Source organism: Acinetobacter sp. YH12106, assembly GCF_013418995.1.
GTDB lineage: Bacteria > Pseudomonadota > Gammaproteobacteria > Pseudomonadales > Moraxellaceae > Acinetobacter > Acinetobacter pseudolwoffii.
On record NZ_VPAV01000001.1, the window covers coordinates 1 to 17,738 of the forward strand.

Genomic DNA, 17,738 nt, shown 5'->3' on the forward strand with positions numbered 1-17,738 from the left:
AGTGGTCTGGTTATCACCGTCGAAGTTTGGTTGAAACCAAGATGCATTGCATCAAATTATTAGGCGATAAATTAACAGCGCGGAGTTTTCCAAGTCAGGTGAATGAGATCCATGCACGCATGGCAGTCTTGAATAAATTCACAGAATTAGGTCGCCCTCATACCCAAGTTGTCTCTTAAATTTGAGTAGCTTAAGGGAACTCAGCCTTTCAAACCTTTATGCAACAAAGCCGTTCCAGAGCTTCTCTTGGGGATTTGATAAACTTTATATTTTCTAGGGGAGCTCTGAATAAACTCTTCTAGCTTATGTTGAGGAATATTAAATTTCTCTTCTAGACTTTTCAATAGGTTTAAATTTTTCATATTAAATCTAACCAATAATAATTCAGGAAAGCTTAGCTTTCCTGAATTATACTCTTTACTAATGAGCAGAAGTTTTAATAGTTTGCGAAGATATGAGCGAAGTAGTAAAACTTCTGATTCACAATAACATCAATAAGTTTGAGTCTGGCTATACACCCGACTAGACTGTTAAGTCCTAGAACTAAAGAGCCTATAAATAGTAATTTAATATTAAGCAAATAACAACTTAGTTCAACTATTTGTATATTTTATTAGCAATATTTAACTCTATAAATGATAATTACTATCATTTTGCTCTGGTCTTTGTGGGCTAGGTAGGCCTATTTCACTTCAATTTTTCGCTAAAAAATATTTATATGTTTTTCTCCAAAATTCCACATTTACGATTGCCAAAAAAAATAATTTGCTAAAGTTTCATTCAGCACTCAGTAATGATATTTGTAGCCATGCACTGAAAAGTGACTCGTTCTATGGCTACGAACAAAGAATGATTCAATGTCTTGTAGCTACAAAGCGATCTGTAAATCGCTGCACCTTGTGGCTACAATCGCAATGAACACATTACTGACACCACAATAAAAATAACAATAGGTGGAAGAATGAAACAAGGCAATCGAAATATTGTCAAAAGACTGAGATTTTTAGATCTACAAGCTGAGCAGCTTGAACAGTTGCTTGAGTGGAAAAGGATCAGTTTTACCGACTTAATCCATATACTCATCGCACATGAATATGCAATGAGTCAACCCTATGTCCCACGTGAAATTGAGTTCCAAAACAGTGTTGTACGTGCTAAGAGCGTAGCCACAAAAGTCAGTCGTGTAGCTACATCCTATTGCAAACTTGATCCAGATTTTCTTAGAGAGCTAGGACGGATCGGCAATAACATCAATCAAATCGCCAAATCCTTGAATATACTTTGTCTGAGCCAACAAAAACAGAAGATGGATTTTTCATATATCCAATGCTTGGCTGTCTTAGAAAATATTCAACAACTGCTCCATCGGCATCTAGATCCTTTACCTATCATCATACGCTCTGAATATCAGGTTGAACGTCGGAAAGAACAGGCTTTACGTTATGTGACCACCCAAAGGGAAGAAGCATGATTATTAAGTTTCTACCGCATGGGAAAGGTGATCCATTTCGCGCTGCTGCCTATGTGATGGATGATAAAGATCATCTTAATTTGCCACGTACAGGTGTAGAAGTACTTCGTGGTGATCCGATGACCTTTGCTGCCATTTCACAAAGCTCACCGCATAAGTATCGCTATATATCCGTGGTGATTGCATGGGCTGCAGAAGATGAGGTGGGTATCGATGAAATCAACGAGGTACTTGATGCATTTGAACAGCATGCTTTTGCTGGCTTAAAGCCACATCAGTATCACATGACGGCTGTGATGCATGAAGAGGAAAACAGATCGAGACATATCCATGTCTTGATTCCTCGTCTTGAACTTAGCACTGAGAAATCTCTCAATATTGCACCGCCTGGGCATCGGCATTACTTCGATCCACTGCGAGATTACTTCAACCATAAATATGACTGGGCAAGACCTGATGATCCTATTCGAGCGAGAAGCTTACAGCTCCAACACCATGCACTTAAGCAGAATGCGGCTGCTTTACGAGCCAATTTGATTGAACAGCCTAAGGCAACACGCATTGAGTTGATTAATCAATTTATTGAGCACCGTATGTTGCAGGGCGTGGTCTATGACCGTCCTACCGTTCTACAAGCCCTCTCTGAAATCGGCACGATCACACGGGTCGGACAAAACTATATTTCACTTCGTACCGAGGCAGGTACAGACAGATTAAAGGCTGCATATTATGACGAACAGTTTTACCTCTCAGATTACCTTGAAGATCAAAGAAGAAGAGACGCTCTTGGATCTCCATCAAATGAGGATTCAACAAAGCTTGCAGAACGGACTCGAGCATTGCGAGAAGCTGAGCAACGCATTCAAGACGTACGAACAAAACGCCAGCAGTACAATGAACGAACATATCGAGATCCTGAACCACTATCAGCATCAATTGGTGATGATCAGAGAATCGTATATGCAGTTGAGCGAACATTTGAAAAAGATACAACGCTACAAGACCCATCTCGAGAAGGAGTCCGAACAGCAGAACAATCAGATGGAGGAAATTCTTCTACAGATGAAAGGTCATCAACAATCACATTTGGAGATCTTAGAGACGATAGAGAAAATCAAAAAATTGGTTTTGAATTCCTCGATGTCGAGCGACATACGATTCAAAGAGATCAGCCAACAACTCAGGATGAAACCCGATCTCAACACCATAGAGGAAATTCAGCAAAACATCACCAAAACACCTACTATTATTTTAGTGCTATTGCTGATACTGACTTTCAGCAACAGTCTCATTTTAATTTACAACAGCATAAGAGGTATCTAAATGCCCGAATTCCATACCGAGTTACAAAACCTGACTCAGCAACAACTTCAGTTGTTACAACAAGAAAATCAAGCTTTGAGCAGTTACTTGCAAGAGATGAAGGACGAGATCAAAGAAGCCAACAATACCATCGCATTGCAGCAAGCTTATCAAGACAAATTGCAACAATTGATCGAACAATTGAACAGCGAGCTACAGCACAAGGATCAGCGGATCCAGCAGTATCAGAATTATTTATCCAACAACATCGACGTACCAAATCAAACAGATTTATCCAATATCTTGGTGCCGTTGTTGAAAGAGTCTCTGAATACCTATCTCCAATCAGAACAGTTTCAAATGCAGTGTCAGAGCTATATCGAGGCAAAGCTCAGCAGTTACTCGAGTTGTTTAGAGACACTAAATTCGATCAATTGGGTAAGTTTGCAGTATCCCGAGAAAAGCATCGAAAAAGAGCTAGACAATGTGCTGAAAGAAGTCATGAATATGAGCAACGATTTAAGCAAGCTCATCAATTTATATCAACAGCGCTAGATTGGTCGATACAACGTATTTTTCCTAAATACCGCTTGAGTCATTTCATCAATAACATCGTGCAACAACATCCTGACCAAGACTTCACCATGATGAGGGTCTATGCGGAAAGGGTAGATGATCAAATCACAGATCATATCCGTTTCTTGATCGATGAAAACAAAAAAGGAAATCGCTATCCAACAGAAGAAAAACTAAAATTTGCTCGAGAGTTTAGACTGTGTACGGAAAAACTCATTCAAAATATTCATCTATTTAGAAAAGATGATCCGAATATCTTGGGTTTTTTAAACACAATGGATCATTACATGCAGATGATTGATCTCAACCATCCTCGACCACACCTGAAAGAAGAAAATTCACCTTTGATCAATGCGAATGATGCTTCAAGGCTTGATATGAAAGATTGTATGAATGAACTTCGGTGTTATCTAGAACCTTATAACCACAAGAAGTCTGATGAGCAAACTGAGCGTAAACAAGACATGCAAATCGTACCTAAAACACCAGAACCGAAGAGAAAGAACTTACGGGATTTAGAACTATAAAAAGGAGTGTTTTGATAGTATGGGGAATCATAAAAAGCCTAGCCTATGCTGACTAAGCTTTTTCGGAAATTTAAATACTCTTCTGATTCACACGTTTTGAAAGCTCTTCCGCACTCTCTACACGTTCAGAGTAACGGTCAGTTAGATATGCTGATTGTCCTCTGGTTAAAAGCGTAAATTTATAGAGCTCTTCCATCACATCCACAATCCTATTGTAATAAGAGGAAGGTTTCATACGACCATCTTCTTCAAACTCAAGAAATGCTTTAGGCACTGAAGACTGATTGGGTATCGTAATCATACGCATCCAACGCCCTAAAATACGTAATTGATTTACAGCATTAAACGACTGTGAACCGCCACAGACTTGCATCACCGCTAAAGTTTTACCTTGCGTTGCACGGATTGCACCTGCTGCTAATGGAATCCAATCAATTTGAGCTTTTAAAATTGAACTCATCGCGCCATGGCGTTCAGGAGAGCACCAAACCATTCCTTCAGACCATGCTAAAAGTTCATGCAGTTCTTTAACTTTAGGGTGTTCCATATCCCCATCCTCAGGGAGAGGTAGCCCTTTAGGATGGAAAATCTTCACTTCCGCACCAAAATATTCAAGAATTCGACCAGCTTCCTGAATAGCTAAACGGCTATATGATCGATCACGATTTGAGCCATACAGAAGCAGTATTCTTGGAGGATGTTCAAGGTTCTTTGCCTGAACTTTTTCTAAAGTCGGTTTTTCCAAAAGACTAAGATCAATATTTGGTAAGTTCATTAGCTTCATGCCTCTTTAAAAACTTTTTTTCTCAGCCATAGCGAAACTGTCACTAAGGTAATCAATACAGGCACTTCAACAAGCGGTCCAATCACTGTTGTGAAAGCCACAGGTGAAGCTAATCCAAAAGTGGCAATCGCTACAGCAAGTGCTAATTCAAAATTGTTGCCTGCCGCAGTAAAGGAAATAGCAGTTGTTTTAGGATAATCGTTACCCATCCACTTACTCATAAAGAAGCTGATGAAGAACATCGCAACAAAGTAAATTGTCAAAGGAATAGCGATCCTAAGTACATCTAGAGGAAGGCTAACCACTTCACCACCTTTAAGGCTAAACATGGCTATAATCGTGAATAAAAGCGCAATAAGGCTGATTGGGCTAATCTTTGGGATAAATCTAGATTGATACCAATCCACCCCCTTCTGTTTGACTAAAATCAACCGAGTTAAAAATCCAAGTAAGAACGGAATACCTAGATAAATAAGAACAGCATAGGTAATTGTCCAAAAGCTCACATTAATGATTTGTGCTTCTACCCCAAAGAATGGTGGTAAGAAGGTTAAGAATAACCAGGCATAAGTACTAAAGAATAAGATCTGGAAGATACTGTTAAACGCGACTAAGGCAGCGACATACTGATTGTCACCACATGCCAAGCCATTCCAAACCAAGACCATAGCAATACATCTGGCCAAACCAATCAGAATGAGACCAGTCATATATTCAGGATAGGAGTGCAAAAAAATGATTGCCAAACCAAACATTAAGCAAGGTGCTATTAGCCAGTTTTGAACGAGAGATAATGTAAGGGTTCGCTTGTCCTCAAAGACTTTAGGCAAAGTCGCATAGTCTACTTTGGCAAGTGGTGGATACATCATCAAAATAAGCCCTATTGCGATAGGGATATTCACTGAATTAATGCTTAACTGATCGAGTACCACAGATGCTTGAGGAGAAAATACACCAATACTTACTCCTAATGCCATGGCAATGAAAATCCATAGCGTTAGATTTCGATCTAAGAATGAGAGCTTTGATCCGGACATTGAATTACTCGCATTGCATAGAGATAGATAAGTTGCTTGCAGATTTATTCAGTACTTCATCATTTAAGACATTGAGCACTGCATTTACCCATTCTGGTAAATCAGGATTTAATCGGTAATACACCCATTGCCCCTTACGCTCATCTAACAAAATTGAGAGATTACGAAGTAAAGCCAGATGACGAGAAATCTTAGGTTGGCTCAGTTGTAATATCTCTGTGATTTCACAAACACATACATTTTGTCTTGCTAAAATAATTTTTAAAATATCTAGACGTGTCGAGTCAGATAGGCATTTAAAGAAATCTGCTTGATCCATAATCCACACTCCAATATATGCTATTGCGAATATATGCATATCCATATATAAATGCAATATTATTAAGTTCTGAGTTAATCCAATGTCATCGAAAGTTAAGATCTATCACAACCCAGCTTGCGGAACATCAAGAAATACATTAGCTCTCATTCGAAATACAGGAGAAGAACCTGAAATTATTGAATACCTTAATACCCCTCCGAGTAAGATCGAACTCATTAATTTAATTGAAAACGCAGGGATTTCTGTACGTGAAGCTATTCGCAAAAATGTAGAACCCTTTGAAACGCTCAAGTTGGATCAGCAGCACTGGACAAATGAACAGCTCATTAATTTTATGCTTGAGTATCCAATTTTAATTAATCGTCCATTTGTAGTGACTGAGTTAGGCGTAAAACTATGTAGACCATCTGAACTCGTTTTAGATATTTTGTCTGCGCCTCAATTAGGAGCTTTTACCAAAGAGGATGGTGAAATGATCATTGATCAAAGAGGTAAGCGGATTAAATAAATCCGCTTCCTTTCATAGAGTAGGTGTTATGAGAACTCTAAAATCTTCAAATGATATGAAATTGCTTTTCAAGTCTGTAAGAGATTTAGTCTCCATTAAAAGAAGAATGCATAGTTGTAAGCTTAGGGCGTAGCTTAGTACGTTTTGCCCACATTTCAGGATAATGCGTGGCTACATGTGTATGCCCGGTTGCGTGGGCAGACTCACCATCAATGTGTTGAGCACGGTCTTCTAAACGATCAATGAGAACATAAAGATCTGTAAGACGTTGCAGATCCTCAGTTGGGATTTTCTTGGCAACGTTTTGAATCAACTGCGTGACGATGCGCTTTGCTGAAATTTGATTTTGCATAATGATGCACTCCTAGATTGGGATATACACCACCACAACTCATTTCCACAGAGCTGAGGTGGCAACAGACAGGGGTGGAAATACTGAATCTAGGATCAGCCAACACGAGGTTGCCCTGCCATGCTGCCATAAAGGACTGCATCAAACAGTAAGCAAAAAAATAGCCGCAAGTGCGACATTAAATTGCACCTAGATCGTATCAGGTTTCCACGCCTGAACACAGATTTTGCTGTGTAATAAATACGCTATCAGTGGTTAAAAAATGAGTCAATAGGCTTTTACATCAGATTGGGTAAGGGGAGTCTGCGAAAAATCCATTGTTTGTTTTTAATTTTTAAATAATTCAATATTTTATATTCTTTATTTGTCTTATCTTTGCTATTGGACACGATTAATATGCCGATAAACGGTATAAGTCATATCCTAAAATTCAGACTAAATGTAACAAAATTTGTGTAGTAAGAATTGTAGTAAGAAAAAAATATAATTAAAGATATATAATATAAAACATATAGATAGTGGTTTAGTTTGACGGACACCGCTTCCGCCAAATTTTAAAAACCCCAGTCGAAAGATTGGGGTTTTTTATTACTTTAAGATTTTAATAGAATGCTGGAAAATAAACGGGATTCGAAGAAAACCACCATTTAAAAAATCAATAATTTATAAATAGATATTTTTCAAGCATGTACTTCAATCTTGATCAGAGCCAAAGCAATTCTTTCCACATGTTGGTAAGCCGGCTGCTCTAGCTCTTCACCAAAGATATCCGGGTCAATTTCTTCATAGGACCAGATTATATTTTGATGCTGTTTCATCGAATCTTTAAGATGCTGCAAAAATAGATTGCCATGTTCAGTCACGGTCACACCGGTATATAGGAATAAACGTCCACCAGAATTCAGCCGTTGTATACCTTCTTTTATAATCCTGAATGATAAATCACAGCCATCCAGTTTATTACCGCCATGCCGGTATTGACGTTGATCTGGATCAATTAAATACGGCGGATTAGCAAAAATTAAGTCAAAATTCCCCTCAAGATTGGAAAATAAATTGCTCTGTACAGGAGAGATTGAAGCAAAACCCGAAAAATCAATGTTGAGCTGACTATAGAGCAAGGCTTTGGGGTTTAGATCTGCTACAAAGATTTCCTCATGATCCGGAAAGTATTTGGCGATACTGATGGCAGCAGCAGAGGTGCCACAGCATATTTCAGCAGCCCGTTTGAAAGGGCGAGGTTCGGTGGCTAGATATTGCTTGAGATGATAGACAAAGCGATAAGTATCGGGACCAAAAAAAACAGCATCCTGTTGTGTGGTCGGAAAGGAAGAGTGAATAAAGAGTTCACCTTCCAGTGAAGCGACTCTGACCAGACTGGTGTATTGCTCATCCTGAACCTGTAGAAGTTGCTGTTTTGCCAGCAAGGAAAAAAGAACCGGATCAAGATCGGTTTTGCTAAATTCCAGATTCCAGCCAAATATATCCTGCAGGGTTATTTCCTGATTTTTCTCGTTTCTTTTACGATCTAAAATCCGTTGATGCGACAACGGGGTAATGGCTGTGAACTGATAGTTTTGTTGTTTTAAAAACGCTAGTAAAAAATGCAGAGCATGTTGCTGGTGATTCTGAATTTCTAAAATCTGGTTCATAAGCGTTGCTCTTTGGTTTATTTAAAATCAATACAAAGCTGGATAGACGTTGAATCCCATATAAGACCATGACCAGATCAGCCATTCGCGATGCGTTCATTCAATAGAAATGAATCAGCTTCATCTTCGCCTGAAATGCCAGAATTTTAAGTAAAAAACTGATGTGAATTGGTGTGATTTTTATAGCTGTTTTTAAAAAATTATCTTCTGATAAAGCTTCTGTCTGCTTTTATTCTCGATTCATAAAAAATGGCTATTCATCAAAGTGATTAATAGCCATGATGGGTGAGAGCCTTAAAACTTAGTGAGGCACTTCTGGTAAATCAAACCAGATCACTTGCGCATCATCGATGGCTTGAATCGCTGAGTCATCCAGAAAAGCAATTGCACCACCCGCCTCAACTCTATGTTCTGCAATCTGCACAGTGCCAGAAACTACATGAATATAATTGATCTGCTGGGTGGCCTGCACTTGCAAACTTTGACCTTGCTGAATTACCGCAGTTTTGACTTCAGCATTCTGACGAATATGCATCGGCGCATTGCCATTCGGTCCACAAATTAAATGCCAATGGTTAGGCTGCTCATGCGGATCCAGACGAATTTGCTGATAATTCGGTTTGGCATCCTGTTCATTGGGAATAATCCAGATTTGCAGTAAATGTACCCGCTCATCGCCCTGATTCATTTCACTATGGCGAATACCTGTTCCGGCACTCATGAGCTGCCATTCACCCGCAGCAATACCGCCATGATTGCCCATGCTGTCCTGATGAGTAATGGTGCCTTTCAGTACGCAGGTCAGGATTTCCATATTGTCATGGGGATGGGTTCCAAAACCCTGATGCCCATCGATTAAATCATCATTAATAACACGTAAGGCACTGATCCCCATATACTTGGGATCATACCAGTTACCAAATGAGAAGCTGTGCTTAGACTCCAGCCAGCCCATTTTTACATGACCACGATTTTCGCTAGGATGTAGAAAAGCCTTCATGATTTCATCTCGATCTTATTTTCAACTTGAGATCATCATACTGTTGTTTTAAGCTCAAAAAAATCTCAAATAGGCGACATATCATTGCATTTTTGCAACGATATATCAGCTTAAAATCAAGTCATAAAAAAGCCCACTGAAAAGCGGGCCATTTTATTCAAAGCATTTTACGGATCATTATTCTAAGAAACGAACAGTTACGCCAGATTTGACTTTACGGCCAAGATCATTGGCATCCCAGTTGGTCAGACGGATACAACCGTGTGAATAGGATTTAGAAATCATGGACGGATTCGGTGTGCCGTGAATACCAAATGATTTTTTGTTGAGACCAATCCAGACATTACCGACCGGGCCGTTTGGACCTGGTGGTAGAGACAGTGGTTTGGTGTTTTTACCTTGAACAAAGTTACTTGGCGAGTAGCTATACCAAGGATTTGGTGCAACGCCGGTGATTTTATAAGTACCCGTTGGTGAAGGCGTACTGGTATTGCCGATACTGGCAGGGAATGAGCCGATCATTTGATTTTTACTGTTAAATAAGTACAGTTGTTTGGCACCTTTATGTGCAACAATCAAGTGAATACCTTCTGGTAGCTCATTACGAACATTGGTCACCAGAATCTTTTGGCCGACTTTGTTAAAATTAGCACCTGGATTCAACTTCTTCAGGAAGTTTTCATCCATATGGAACTTTTCACTGAGCATTTCAGATGCGCTGGTGTAGTACAAACCTTTCATTTTCGCCTGTAGCGCATAATCTGAAGGAATCGATTTGGCAAATGGTCCTGCCAGATCTTTTTCAGTAATGGTGTACTCTACAAAGGTCGGCTTGGAACCCTGACGTGCCACCAGTTTGTCCCAGGTTTCCTGCGTCAGTACGCCATTTGGCTTGATGCCATTCATTTGCTGGAAAGAGGCAATTGCTTTCAGTGTGTTCTTGCCGCTGGTACCATCAATCGCACCCGGTGAAGCGTGGGCATTGTTGAGCATGACATGTGCACGTGCGTAGACCGGAAATTGACCTGCACCAATGTTTTCATACCACTGGGCATTGTTTAAGCCGTCTAAAGTCCACGAAGCTTTGGTCGCAGCAGAGTTCGTCGGGGCCTTGGTATTTGGCGCTGCACCAATATCAGCAGATTGGTCTTCGGTATCTTGTAGCTCATTCAGTGCTTCAGAGGCCTGATTTAAGTCTTGTTGTTCTTGCGCCGTAATTTTGACTTCAGCCGGTGCTTGGGCGGCTGAAGCTTCAGTCGCGAGTGGATCAATTGGATCCTGGACTGAAACATCGGTAACAACTTGCGGGTTCAATGGTTGTTCAGCAGTAGACGCAGCAAAAACAGTACCTGCGAAAATGCAACCTAAACTCACAGCGAGCATTGTGCGAACGAACATGTAAATCAACCTTAAAATTATTTCTTTAAAAATGTGAAAAAACACTATAAGTATTACAGAAAAAATGTGGAGATGCAGTAGTTGTTTTGTGTAAAACATCACATTTGGCCGCTTAAGCTGATCGGTTTTTAAAGTCAGCAGAAGTTATTAAAAATACAACCTTTTTGTTATGATATGGCGAATATCAAAGATAGATAGGAAAGTAAATGACGACCTTAAAAAATGATCGTTTTCTGCGCGCCTTGTTGCGTGAACCTGTAGATGCCACTCCGGTATGGATGATGCGTCAGGCGGGCCGTTATTTACCAGAATATCGCGCAACGCGTGCTCAGGCAGGAGATTTCCTTTCTCTTTGCAAAAATACTGAACTGGCCTGTGAAGTGACCTTACAGCCTTTACGCCGTTATGATCTGGACGCCGCGATTTTGTTCTCTGACATTTTGACAGTGCCTGATGCTTTAGGTTTAGGATTGTATTTTGAAGTGGGTGAAGGGCCTAAATTTCATAAAACAGTCCGTACCGAGCAGGATGTCGCAAATCTGCCAGCCTTTAATGCAAAATCGGATCTGGATTATGTGATGAATGCAGTGTCGACCATTCGTTCAGCCTTGGGTGGCCAGGTTCCTCTGATCGGTTTCTCTGGCAGTCCGTGGACCTTGGCGACTTATATGGTAGAAGGCGGTTCAAGCAAAGATTTCCGCTTCACCAAAAATATGATGTATGCACAGCCTGAAGTGCTGCATGCTTTGCTGGAACGTCTAGCCGATGCCGTGATTGATTATCTGAATGCGCAGATTGATGCAGGTGCACAAGCGGTACAGATTTTTGATAGTTGGGGCGGCGCACTGGCACATCGTGAATATATTGAATTCTCGCTCAACTATATGAAGAAGATTGTTACTGGCTTGCACCGTGAAAAAGATGGCCGCAAGATTCCAGTAATTCTGTTTACCAAAGGTGGCGGTCAGTGGTTGGAACCGATGATCGCTACAGGCGCAGATGCCTTTGGTCTGGACTGGACCACACCACTGGATGTAGCACGTCAAACCGTTGCGGGTCGTGCTGCGCTTCAGGGTAACCTCGACCCTGCGACCTTATATGGTTCATCGGAAACTATTATTAAGGCGACCAAAGCCATGCTGGATGATGCTTATGCCAATGGTGAAAAAACCGGTTATGTAGCAAACCTCGGCCACGGCATTACCCAGTGGGTCGATCCAGCCAATCCAAAAGCCTTTATTGATACCGTACATGAGTATAGTGCTAAATATCTTTAGGATTTAAACCTTGATCGATCTATTCAAATCAGGGTTTGAATTTACCTATAAGGCAGCTTCGGCTGCCTTATTTGGGATTCTACTCCTGCTGGCGTTTGCACTCACTGCTGCCATGGGCAGTGATCTGTTTTACGGTTTTTACCGTTATGACTATCTGTTATTTTTTGCCCTGCTCATTCAGGTGCTGCTGCTTTATACCAAACTGGAATCCTGGGCCGAAGCCAAAGTGATTGCGCTGTTTCATCTCATGGCCATGGTGATGGAAATCTTTCTGACCCATCCTGCGATTGCCTCCTGGTATTATCCACAACCGGCAATCTTTAAAATTATGACCGTGCCTTTATTTGCCGGTTTTATGTATTCTGCGGTCGGCAGTTTTTTTGCGCGTTCCTTGCGTTTATATCAGGTCTCATTTGAAAAGTTGCCAGGCTTTCGCCATATGTTGCTGCTGGCGGTGTTGTCTTATATCAACTTTATGAGCAAGTTTTTTATTCCTGACTATCGCATGCTTTTATTTGTCTGGAGCGTGCTGATGTTCTGGAAAACTAAAATTCGTTTTCAGTTGAATCAGCACGCTTTTCAGTTGCCAATGTTACCGATCTTGCTGCTGCTGGCCTTTATCATCTGGATTGCCGAGAACATCAGTACCTTTTATCAGATCTGGCTCTATCCAAGTCAGATTGAACAATGGCATATGGTGGGCTGGGGCAAACTCGGGTCCTGGTATTTGTTGTTATTGCTGAGTCTGGTCTTGGTACTGAAGATTTTAGGGCAGCGCAATTTACATGGCGACTGGACGCTGAAAGAGTAATGGAATTATTCAGGTTATGTTTATGTAAAGCATGCATTTTTTCGATTGCGCCAAACCTGACTTATCGCTACTCTGCTGAGTGTGTAAGTCAAATTACATAATGAGAGTAATAACAAAGATTGCATGAGAATAACTGGAGAATAAGTATGTTGAAAAAAATTATGCTGGCGGCAGTATTAGCGACTGGTTCAAGTATGGCAATGGCTGACCGAGATGTCGGCTGTGGTATCGGAAGTCAGGTGTGGGCCGGTCAGACTGGTATTATTCCTAAACTTTTAGCAGGTACCACCAACGTTCTTTTCACGAATCAATGGCTCGGGATCACGTTTGGTACTTTGGGTTGTAGCCAGGGTGGAACAGTCACCGCTCAAGTGGTGACTTTTACCAATGAAAATGCTGAAGCACTGGCGCGTGATATGGCAGTGGGTGAAGGTGAAAGCCTGAATGTTCTGGCCGAACTTCTGAATATCAAATCTGAAGACAAAGGCCATTTTTTTAACATTTCCAAGCAGAATTTTTCTGAAATCTATTCCGAACAAAACCAGAATACCCTTCAAGTTCTGAGTTCATTACAAACAGTGATGGCCAAAGATGAAGTATTGAAATCTTACATCTGATCCGCACTTTGAAAACCCTGCTGCTCTGGCAGGGTTTTTCTTATGACTCAAAGAAATTGACGAGAATAAGTTAACTGAATGAAATATGCGTTCTTCATGTTGGGTCTGGCCTTCAGTCCCTTAAGTTTTGCAAACGAAATTAATCCGGATATCCAGCATTATCTCGATCAGGCCAAAAGCAAACGTCTGGATCAGAGCACCACCTGGCAGCGTCTGATGTATGCCAATTCTAAAGGCCACAGCGAGGTCGATTATTCAGGCTATTTTCTGGCAGAGCAGGGAAAGACTGATCTCAAAAAAGAAATACAGCATAATATTCAGGCCTTATTTGGCAGTGCAGAACCGAATCAGTCCATCCGTTGTAAGTTTCCGGCCCGAAGCAGCTGGTTAATGCAGCAGCTGGATATTTCCGAACAGCAATTGCCTGAAGTGAGTTGTCCGGATTTTGATCAATGGATTGCTGAGGTCAAGCCCTATCAGGCCACGCTGATTTATGCCACAGATTTTATGGGTAATCCCAGTTCGATGTTCGGGCATACCTTGTTGCGTCTAGATCCCAAAGATCAACAGCAGCTCAACCTGATTTCCTATGCCGTCAACTATGCCGCAACCGTCGATAGCAATGACAATTGGTCATTTGCCTGGAAAGGGCTGACCGGACAATATCCGGGTGAATATTCCTTGATGCCGTATTATCGCAAGGTCAAAGAATATGGCGACTTTGAAAGCCGGGATTTATGGGAATATGAATTAAATTTAACTCCACAAGAGACCCGGTTTCTGGTGCAGCATCTTTGGGAAATGCAAAAGGTGAGTTTCCCTTATTATTTTATCAATGATAATTGTGCTTATCGCTTGCTGGGGTTATTTGATCTGGTGCGTCCTGAGTTAAATTTACAAAAACAGTTTAATTCGACTGCCATTCCGATCGAAACCTTGAAAGTGGTAGAACAGCAGGGCTTGATCAAACAGAAAGTTTATCGTCCTGCCCTGGAAACACAGTTGCTGGCTCAATCTAGACAGCATGGCAAAGCTTTGGCAAAAAAGGCTCATCAGCTGGCTTATGCAGAAACAGGTACCATGCCTTCAATGTTGCAAACTTATCCGGCAGAGGATCAGGCCAAAGTGCTGGAAATGGCCTATGATCATCTATATCTGGATTTTCTCAGACAGAAAGTAGATGAGTCCTTTGCCCAGCCACGTTTTCGCAAGTTATTGGGCTTAAGAAGTCAGCTGGCTATCGAGAAACAGCGTCAAGCACCTGAGCGTCCGAAAACAGATCCAGTACAAAGTCATCATGCACGAAATATCAGTTTTGAGGCCGGACAGGTTCAGGGTGAATCCTTTGTTCAGCTTGGGCATCGTCAGGCCTATCATGATTTAATCGATCCACAGGGTGGTTTGCGTACCGGCACACAACTGCTGTTTCTGGATGGGGCATTACAATATCGTAATAGTGAACTCAAACTGGAACATCTGGATTTACTGGCCGTCAATTCCTATAACCCGATTAATCCATTTAATACGCCCTTATCTTGGGGTTTTAATCTGGGCTGGACACAGGAAGCCTTAGACCGTCATGGCCAGTTTAGCGAAGAGCAACAGCATGGCATCGCCGGTTTTAAGACCCAAGCGGGCTATAGTTGGGCAAATGCGAGCCGCGAACATTTGTGCTATGCACAAATGCAAACTCACCTTCAGGCGGGAAAGGCACTCGATCAGGGCTGGCGCGTAGGAGCAGGGCCAACTTTGGGCTGTCAAAATATCTGGACTGATCAGATCAACAGTCTGGTGCAAGTGGAACTGCCTTATTGGGAAGATTCGCATCACTGGCATCTGAAGCTAAATACCCAATTGCAATATGCCTTTACTGCACAGAATGCAGTTCGATTGTCTTGGGAATATCAGCAACAACAGGCGAAAGACTGGGATCAATGGAGTTTGGGCCTGATCCGTTATTTTTAAACGGCTTACATATTTTAAGGGCTAGTTTACGAAACTTTTCCTGTGAATCATCGATCAGTATAATTGGAATAATCTTGTCGATATTTTAGTTAATGTACCCGAATTTTGTTATATTTGTCACATAATGTTAGTGCAAATTGCAGTGTTTTGGGGAATGGGTCGTATGAATAATGAATGCATGGCAATGCTGGCCGAACAATGGAAGCAGATCTGTCAGAATTATTCAGCAGATGATCTATTGCATGCATTTCATTTTGTTCAGGAACATTCGGTTATTCTGGTCGAAGAATTCTATAAGAATATGCTCTTAGAAAAAGAATCGGCCCAGTTCCTGACCGACCAGATGGTTCAGCAGCGTTTGCGTAATACCCTGATTCAATGGCTGTCAGAAAGTTTTAGCGTACCGATCAACAAGAGTTATGTGCAAGCCGTACAAAAGCAGGCGATGGTTGGACATGTACATGCCCGGGTCGGTATACCTTCTTGGTTAATCATGCGTGGTGTTCGCGAAATTGAACGCAAGGTTTTTGAACTGTTGCAAGCATCTTCTCAAAACAGCATGTTGACCGCCTGCAGTTATATTGTGCAAATCATGGGCTTTGCTACAGAAATCATGTGCCGTTCTTATGAAGCCAAAACAGCCATGAATCAGGAAATCAAACACAGTTACCGTGTTTTTTCAGCCATGCAGGATGTAGCGGTACAAAAAGACAAACAGCGCAGCTCATTGCTGGACTGGGAAAATGAACTGATGTTCAAGGTCTTTTCGAGCCCTGACAATTTAAAGCATCCGATGTTGTCCAAATCCGAGTTCGGTTTATGGTTTATCCATAAAGCCTCTTATGCTTTTACCGGTTCGGACCAGGTCGATTTAATCATTGAGCGGATTTATCAGATTGATGCAATTAATCAGACCATCATGGATTGTACGGATAAAAATAATGTCTTGGGGCTGATTCAACAAATCCGTGACTTAAACCGTGAAATTCAACTGCTGGTCGATCAGTTATTTCAGGTTGCGGAATATATTGAATCAGGCAATGATTCATTGACCCAGTTGTTAAATCGCCGTTATTTAAATACGGTGATTTCCCGTGAAATCACTTTTTCCCGTAAAAATCATACACCTTTGTCTTTACTTGCGATGGATGCCGATTTCTTTAAAAGTATCAATGATAAATTTGGACATGCCGCAGGTGATCTGGCACTTAAATTTATTGCCGAAGCGCTGCAAAAATACAGTCAGGGCAGTGATTATGCCTTCCGGGTCGGTGGGGAAGAATTCTTATTGTTGCTGGTCGATACAGATAAACAACGTGCCTTAAGTATTGCCGAAAGTATTCGTAAATATGTTGAAAATGGCATGATTAAAACCGCGCAAGGACAACAGTTTAAAATCACGATCAGTATTGGATGTACGCTCTATGACGGGCATCCGGATTATCAGCGATTTTTGGATGCTGCGGATGCCGCACTGTATATGGCGAAAAATACCGGTCGTAACCGGGTCTATATGGCACAGTCGCCCTCAAATCCGGTAGGGCAGCAATGATCCAGCTAGCTTAAAAGTTTTATTCCTCTGCCGTATGTTGCTGGATAAATTCCTGAAATTTTCGCTTTTGCTGAATATAGTCTGGATGGTTTTTCGCATCATTCCATTTTTGTTTAAAAATGTCGGCGGCCGCTGCTTTGACCGGATCTTCGTGGCTGCGTGGCAATTCTGAACGGCCATGTGCGCCGCTTAAGCCTTTCTTATCTTGCGGAACCGGCCCATCATATTTTTTCCCACCTTTATGGTTGGCGTAACGGCGGGCACGGGTATAACCCATCTGTAAAAACTTGCGTGCCATGTCCGCACCGATAAAATCATCTTGTTTTAAATAAGCTAGGAATAGCTGATAAATTTTGTCACTGCTGGCTTGGGCTTTTTCTTCATCCGCAAAGCGCCAGTGCGGCAGAATTTCAGATTTATAAGGCTCCACCAATAATACGCCTTGTTCTCCTCGGCCAATTCGGTACAACTCGGGCCGTTTGCGAAAATTAATCTTTTCGAAGTCCAGAGAATAATCAAAACTATTCGACACCACCCGTGACTGACGTTTTGGCGGCGGATTTTTGGCTGCTGGACTCATATCTTTG

16 protein-coding genes and 1 pseudogene are annotated in these 17,738 nt (G+C 41.4%); 9 read left to right on the forward strand and 8 right to left on the reverse strand.

Annotation, left to right across the window (positions count from 1 at the left end):
* The 3 genes and pseudogenes from FTU45_RS00005 to FTU45_RS00015 form a co-directional block, all read left to right on the forward strand.
* Positions 1 to 179, forward strand: a pseudogene (locus FTU45_RS00005) (IS5/IS1182 family transposase); the annotation flags it as partial.
* A gap of 782 nt (positions 180 to 961) precedes the next feature.
* Positions 962 to 1,471 carry a plasmid mobilization relaxosome protein MobC gene (gene mobC, locus FTU45_RS00010; RefSeq protein ID WP_180075671.1) on the forward strand — a complete coding sequence of 170 codons (510 nt, stop codon included), beginning with the start codon at positions 962 to 964 and terminating at the stop codon, positions 1,469 to 1,471.
* Positions 1,468 to 3,876, forward strand: a complete 2,409-nt coding sequence (locus FTU45_RS00015) for a hypothetical protein (RefSeq protein WP_180075672.1) — start codon at positions 1,468 to 1,470, stop codon at positions 3,874 to 3,876. The genes mobC and FTU45_RS00015 overlap by 4 nt, the downstream gene beginning before the upstream one ends.
* A 70-nt stretch (positions 3,877 to 3,946) precedes the next feature.
* Here the strand turns inward: FTU45_RS00015 and arsH are convergent, their stop codons facing one another.
* Genes arsH through FTU45_RS00030 form a run of 3 tightly spaced genes read right to left on the reverse strand, consistent with a single transcriptional unit; the run spans position 3,947 to position 6,016 of the window.
* Positions 3,947 to 4,651, reverse strand: coding sequence for an arsenical resistance protein ArsH (arsH, locus tag FTU45_RS00020; RefSeq protein WP_180075673.1), 705 nt, complete (start codon positions 4,649 to 4,651; stop codon positions 3,947 to 3,949).
* A 5-nt stretch (positions 4,652 to 4,656) separates the two neighbouring features.
* Entirely contained in the window at positions 4,657 to 5,697 is a 1,041-nt protein-coding gene (gene arsB, locus FTU45_RS00025) for an ACR3 family arsenite efflux transporter (protein ID WP_180075674.1), read from the reverse strand.
* 4 nt (positions 5,698 to 5,701) lie between these two features.
* Positions 5,702 to 6,016 (reverse strand): metalloregulator ArsR/SmtB family transcription factor, encoded by a 315-nt coding sequence (locus tag FTU45_RS00030; protein WP_180075675.1) that lies wholly within the window; start codon positions 6,014 to 6,016, stop codon positions 5,702 to 5,704.
* 82 nt (positions 6,017 to 6,098) lie between these two features.
* Here FTU45_RS00030 and arsC point away from each other — a divergent pair, with 82 nt between their 5' ends.
* On the forward strand, positions 6,099 to 6,527 hold the full coding sequence (gene arsC, locus FTU45_RS00035; RefSeq protein ID WP_180075676.1) for an arsenate reductase (glutaredoxin): 429 nt from the start codon (positions 6,099 to 6,101) through the stop codon (positions 6,525 to 6,527).
* Positions 6,528 to 6,612: 85 nt separating this feature from the next.
* On the opposite strand, the gene FTU45_RS00040 is transcribed toward arsC, so the two are convergent.
* The 4 genes from FTU45_RS00040 to FTU45_RS00055 form a co-directional block, all read right to left on the reverse strand.
* The gene (locus FTU45_RS00040) at positions 6,613 to 6,879 is read right to left on the reverse strand and encodes a hypothetical protein (protein WP_180075677.1); all 267 of its coding nucleotides are present in this window, start codon (positions 6,877 to 6,879) and stop codon (positions 6,613 to 6,615) included.
* A gap of 680 nt (positions 6,880 to 7,559) precedes the next feature.
* Entirely contained in the window at positions 7,560 to 8,531 is a 972-nt protein-coding gene (locus FTU45_RS00045; RefSeq protein WP_180075678.1) for a class I SAM-dependent methyltransferase, read from the reverse strand.
* Between the two features lie 301 nt (positions 8,532 to 8,832).
* Complete coding sequence (locus tag FTU45_RS00050; protein ID WP_005096396.1) at positions 8,833 to 9,531, reverse strand: pirin-like bicupin family protein; 699 nt, start codon at positions 9,529 to 9,531, stop codon at positions 8,833 to 8,835.
* A gap of 177 nt (positions 9,532 to 9,708) precedes the next feature.
* Positions 9,709 to 10,929: a L,D-transpeptidase family protein gene (locus FTU45_RS00055; RefSeq protein ID WP_180075679.1), complete on the reverse strand. Its 1,221-nt coding sequence runs from the start codon at positions 10,927 to 10,929 to the stop codon at positions 9,709 to 9,711.
* A gap of 206 nt (positions 10,930 to 11,135) precedes the next feature.
* On the opposite strand from FTU45_RS00055, the gene hemE reads away from it, so the two are divergent.
* The 5 genes from hemE (at position 11,136) to FTU45_RS00080 (ending at position 17,151) form a co-directional block, all read left to right on the forward strand.
* The gene (hemE, locus tag FTU45_RS00060; RefSeq protein WP_005096398.1) at positions 11,136 to 12,206 is read left to right on the forward strand and encodes a uroporphyrinogen decarboxylase; all 1,071 of its coding nucleotides are present in this window, start codon (positions 11,136 to 11,138) and stop codon (positions 12,204 to 12,206) included.
* 10 nt (positions 12,207 to 12,216) lie between these two features.
* A complete protein-coding gene (locus tag FTU45_RS00065; protein WP_005096399.1) occupies positions 12,217 to 13,017 on the forward strand; it encodes a DUF817 family protein in 801 nt (266 codons plus the stop codon).
* Between the two features lie 146 nt (positions 13,018 to 13,163).
* Complete coding sequence (locus FTU45_RS00070) at positions 13,164 to 13,634, forward strand: DUF3015 family protein (protein WP_005096400.1); 471 nt, start codon at positions 13,164 to 13,166, stop codon at positions 13,632 to 13,634.
* Positions 13,635 to 13,712: 78 nt separating this feature from the next.
* A complete protein-coding gene (locus tag FTU45_RS00075) occupies positions 13,713 to 15,599 on the forward strand; it encodes a DUF4105 domain-containing protein (protein ID WP_180075680.1) in 1,887 nt (628 codons plus the stop codon).
* A 163-nt stretch (positions 15,600 to 15,762) separates the two neighbouring features.
* Positions 15,763 to 17,151, forward strand: a complete 1,389-nt coding sequence (locus FTU45_RS00080; RefSeq protein WP_034609070.1) for a diguanylate cyclase — start codon at positions 15,763 to 15,765, stop codon at positions 17,149 to 17,151.
* 19 nt (positions 17,152 to 17,170) lie between these two features.
* Here the strand turns inward: FTU45_RS00080 and FTU45_RS00085 are convergent, their stop codons facing one another.
* Entirely contained in the window at positions 17,171 to 17,731 is a 561-nt protein-coding gene (locus FTU45_RS00085; RefSeq protein WP_180075681.1) for a DUF4385 domain-containing protein, read from the reverse strand.
* Positions 17,732 to 17,738: the final 7 nt, after the last annotated feature.

What these genes read in the sequence shown, in the direction of transcription:
- FTU45_RS00050 (WP_005096396.1), bottom strand. Translation starts at nt 9,531, where the DNA reads ATGAAGGCTTTTCTACATCCTAGCGAAAATCGTGGTCATGTAAAAATG.
- mobC (WP_180075671.1), top strand. Translation starts at nt 962, where the DNA reads ATGAAACAAGGCAATCGAAATATTGTCAAAAGACTGAGATTTTTAGAT.
- FTU45_RS00030 (WP_180075675.1), bottom strand. Translation starts at nt 6,016, where the DNA reads ATGGATCAAGCAGATTTCTTTAAATGCCTATCTGACTCGACACGTCTA.
- arsB (WP_180075674.1), bottom strand. Translation starts at nt 5,697, where the DNA reads ATGTCCGGATCAAAGCTCTCATTCTTAGATCGAAATCTAACGCTATGG.
- FTU45_RS00080 (WP_034609070.1), top strand. Translation starts at nt 15,763, where the DNA reads ATGAATAATGAATGCATGGCAATGCTGGCCGAACAATGGAAGCAGATC.
- FTU45_RS00075 (WP_180075680.1), top strand. Translation starts at nt 13,713, where the DNA reads ATGAAATATGCGTTCTTCATGTTGGGTCTGGCCTTCAGTCCCTTAAGT.
- FTU45_RS00070 (WP_005096400.1), top strand. Translation starts at nt 13,164, where the DNA reads ATGTTGAAAAAAATTATGCTGGCGGCAGTATTAGCGACTGGTTCAAGT.
- arsH (WP_180075673.1), bottom strand. Translation starts at nt 4,651, where the DNA reads ATGAACTTACCAAATATTGATCTTAGTCTTTTGGAAAAACCGACTTTA.
- FTU45_RS00085 (WP_180075681.1), bottom strand. Translation starts at nt 17,731, where the DNA reads ATGAGTCCAGCAGCCAAAAATCCGCCGCCAAAACGTCAGTCACGGGTG.
- arsC (WP_180075676.1), top strand. Translation starts at nt 6,099, where the DNA reads ATGTCATCGAAAGTTAAGATCTATCACAACCCAGCTTGCGGAACATCA.
- FTU45_RS00015 (WP_180075672.1), top strand. Translation starts at nt 1,468, where the DNA reads ATGATTATTAAGTTTCTACCGCATGGGAAAGGTGATCCATTTCGCGCT.
- FTU45_RS00055 (WP_180075679.1), bottom strand. Translation starts at nt 10,929, where the DNA reads ATGTTCGTTCGCACAATGCTCGCTGTGAGTTTAGGTTGCATTTTCGCA.
- FTU45_RS00045 (WP_180075678.1), bottom strand. Translation starts at nt 8,531, where the DNA reads ATGAACCAGATTTTAGAAATTCAGAATCACCAGCAACATGCTCTGCAT.
- hemE (WP_005096398.1), top strand. Translation starts at nt 11,136, where the DNA reads ATGACGACCTTAAAAAATGATCGTTTTCTGCGCGCCTTGTTGCGTGAA.
- FTU45_RS00040 (WP_180075677.1), bottom strand. Translation starts at nt 6,879, where the DNA reads ATGCAAAATCAAATTTCAGCAAAGCGCATCGTCACGCAGTTGATTCAA.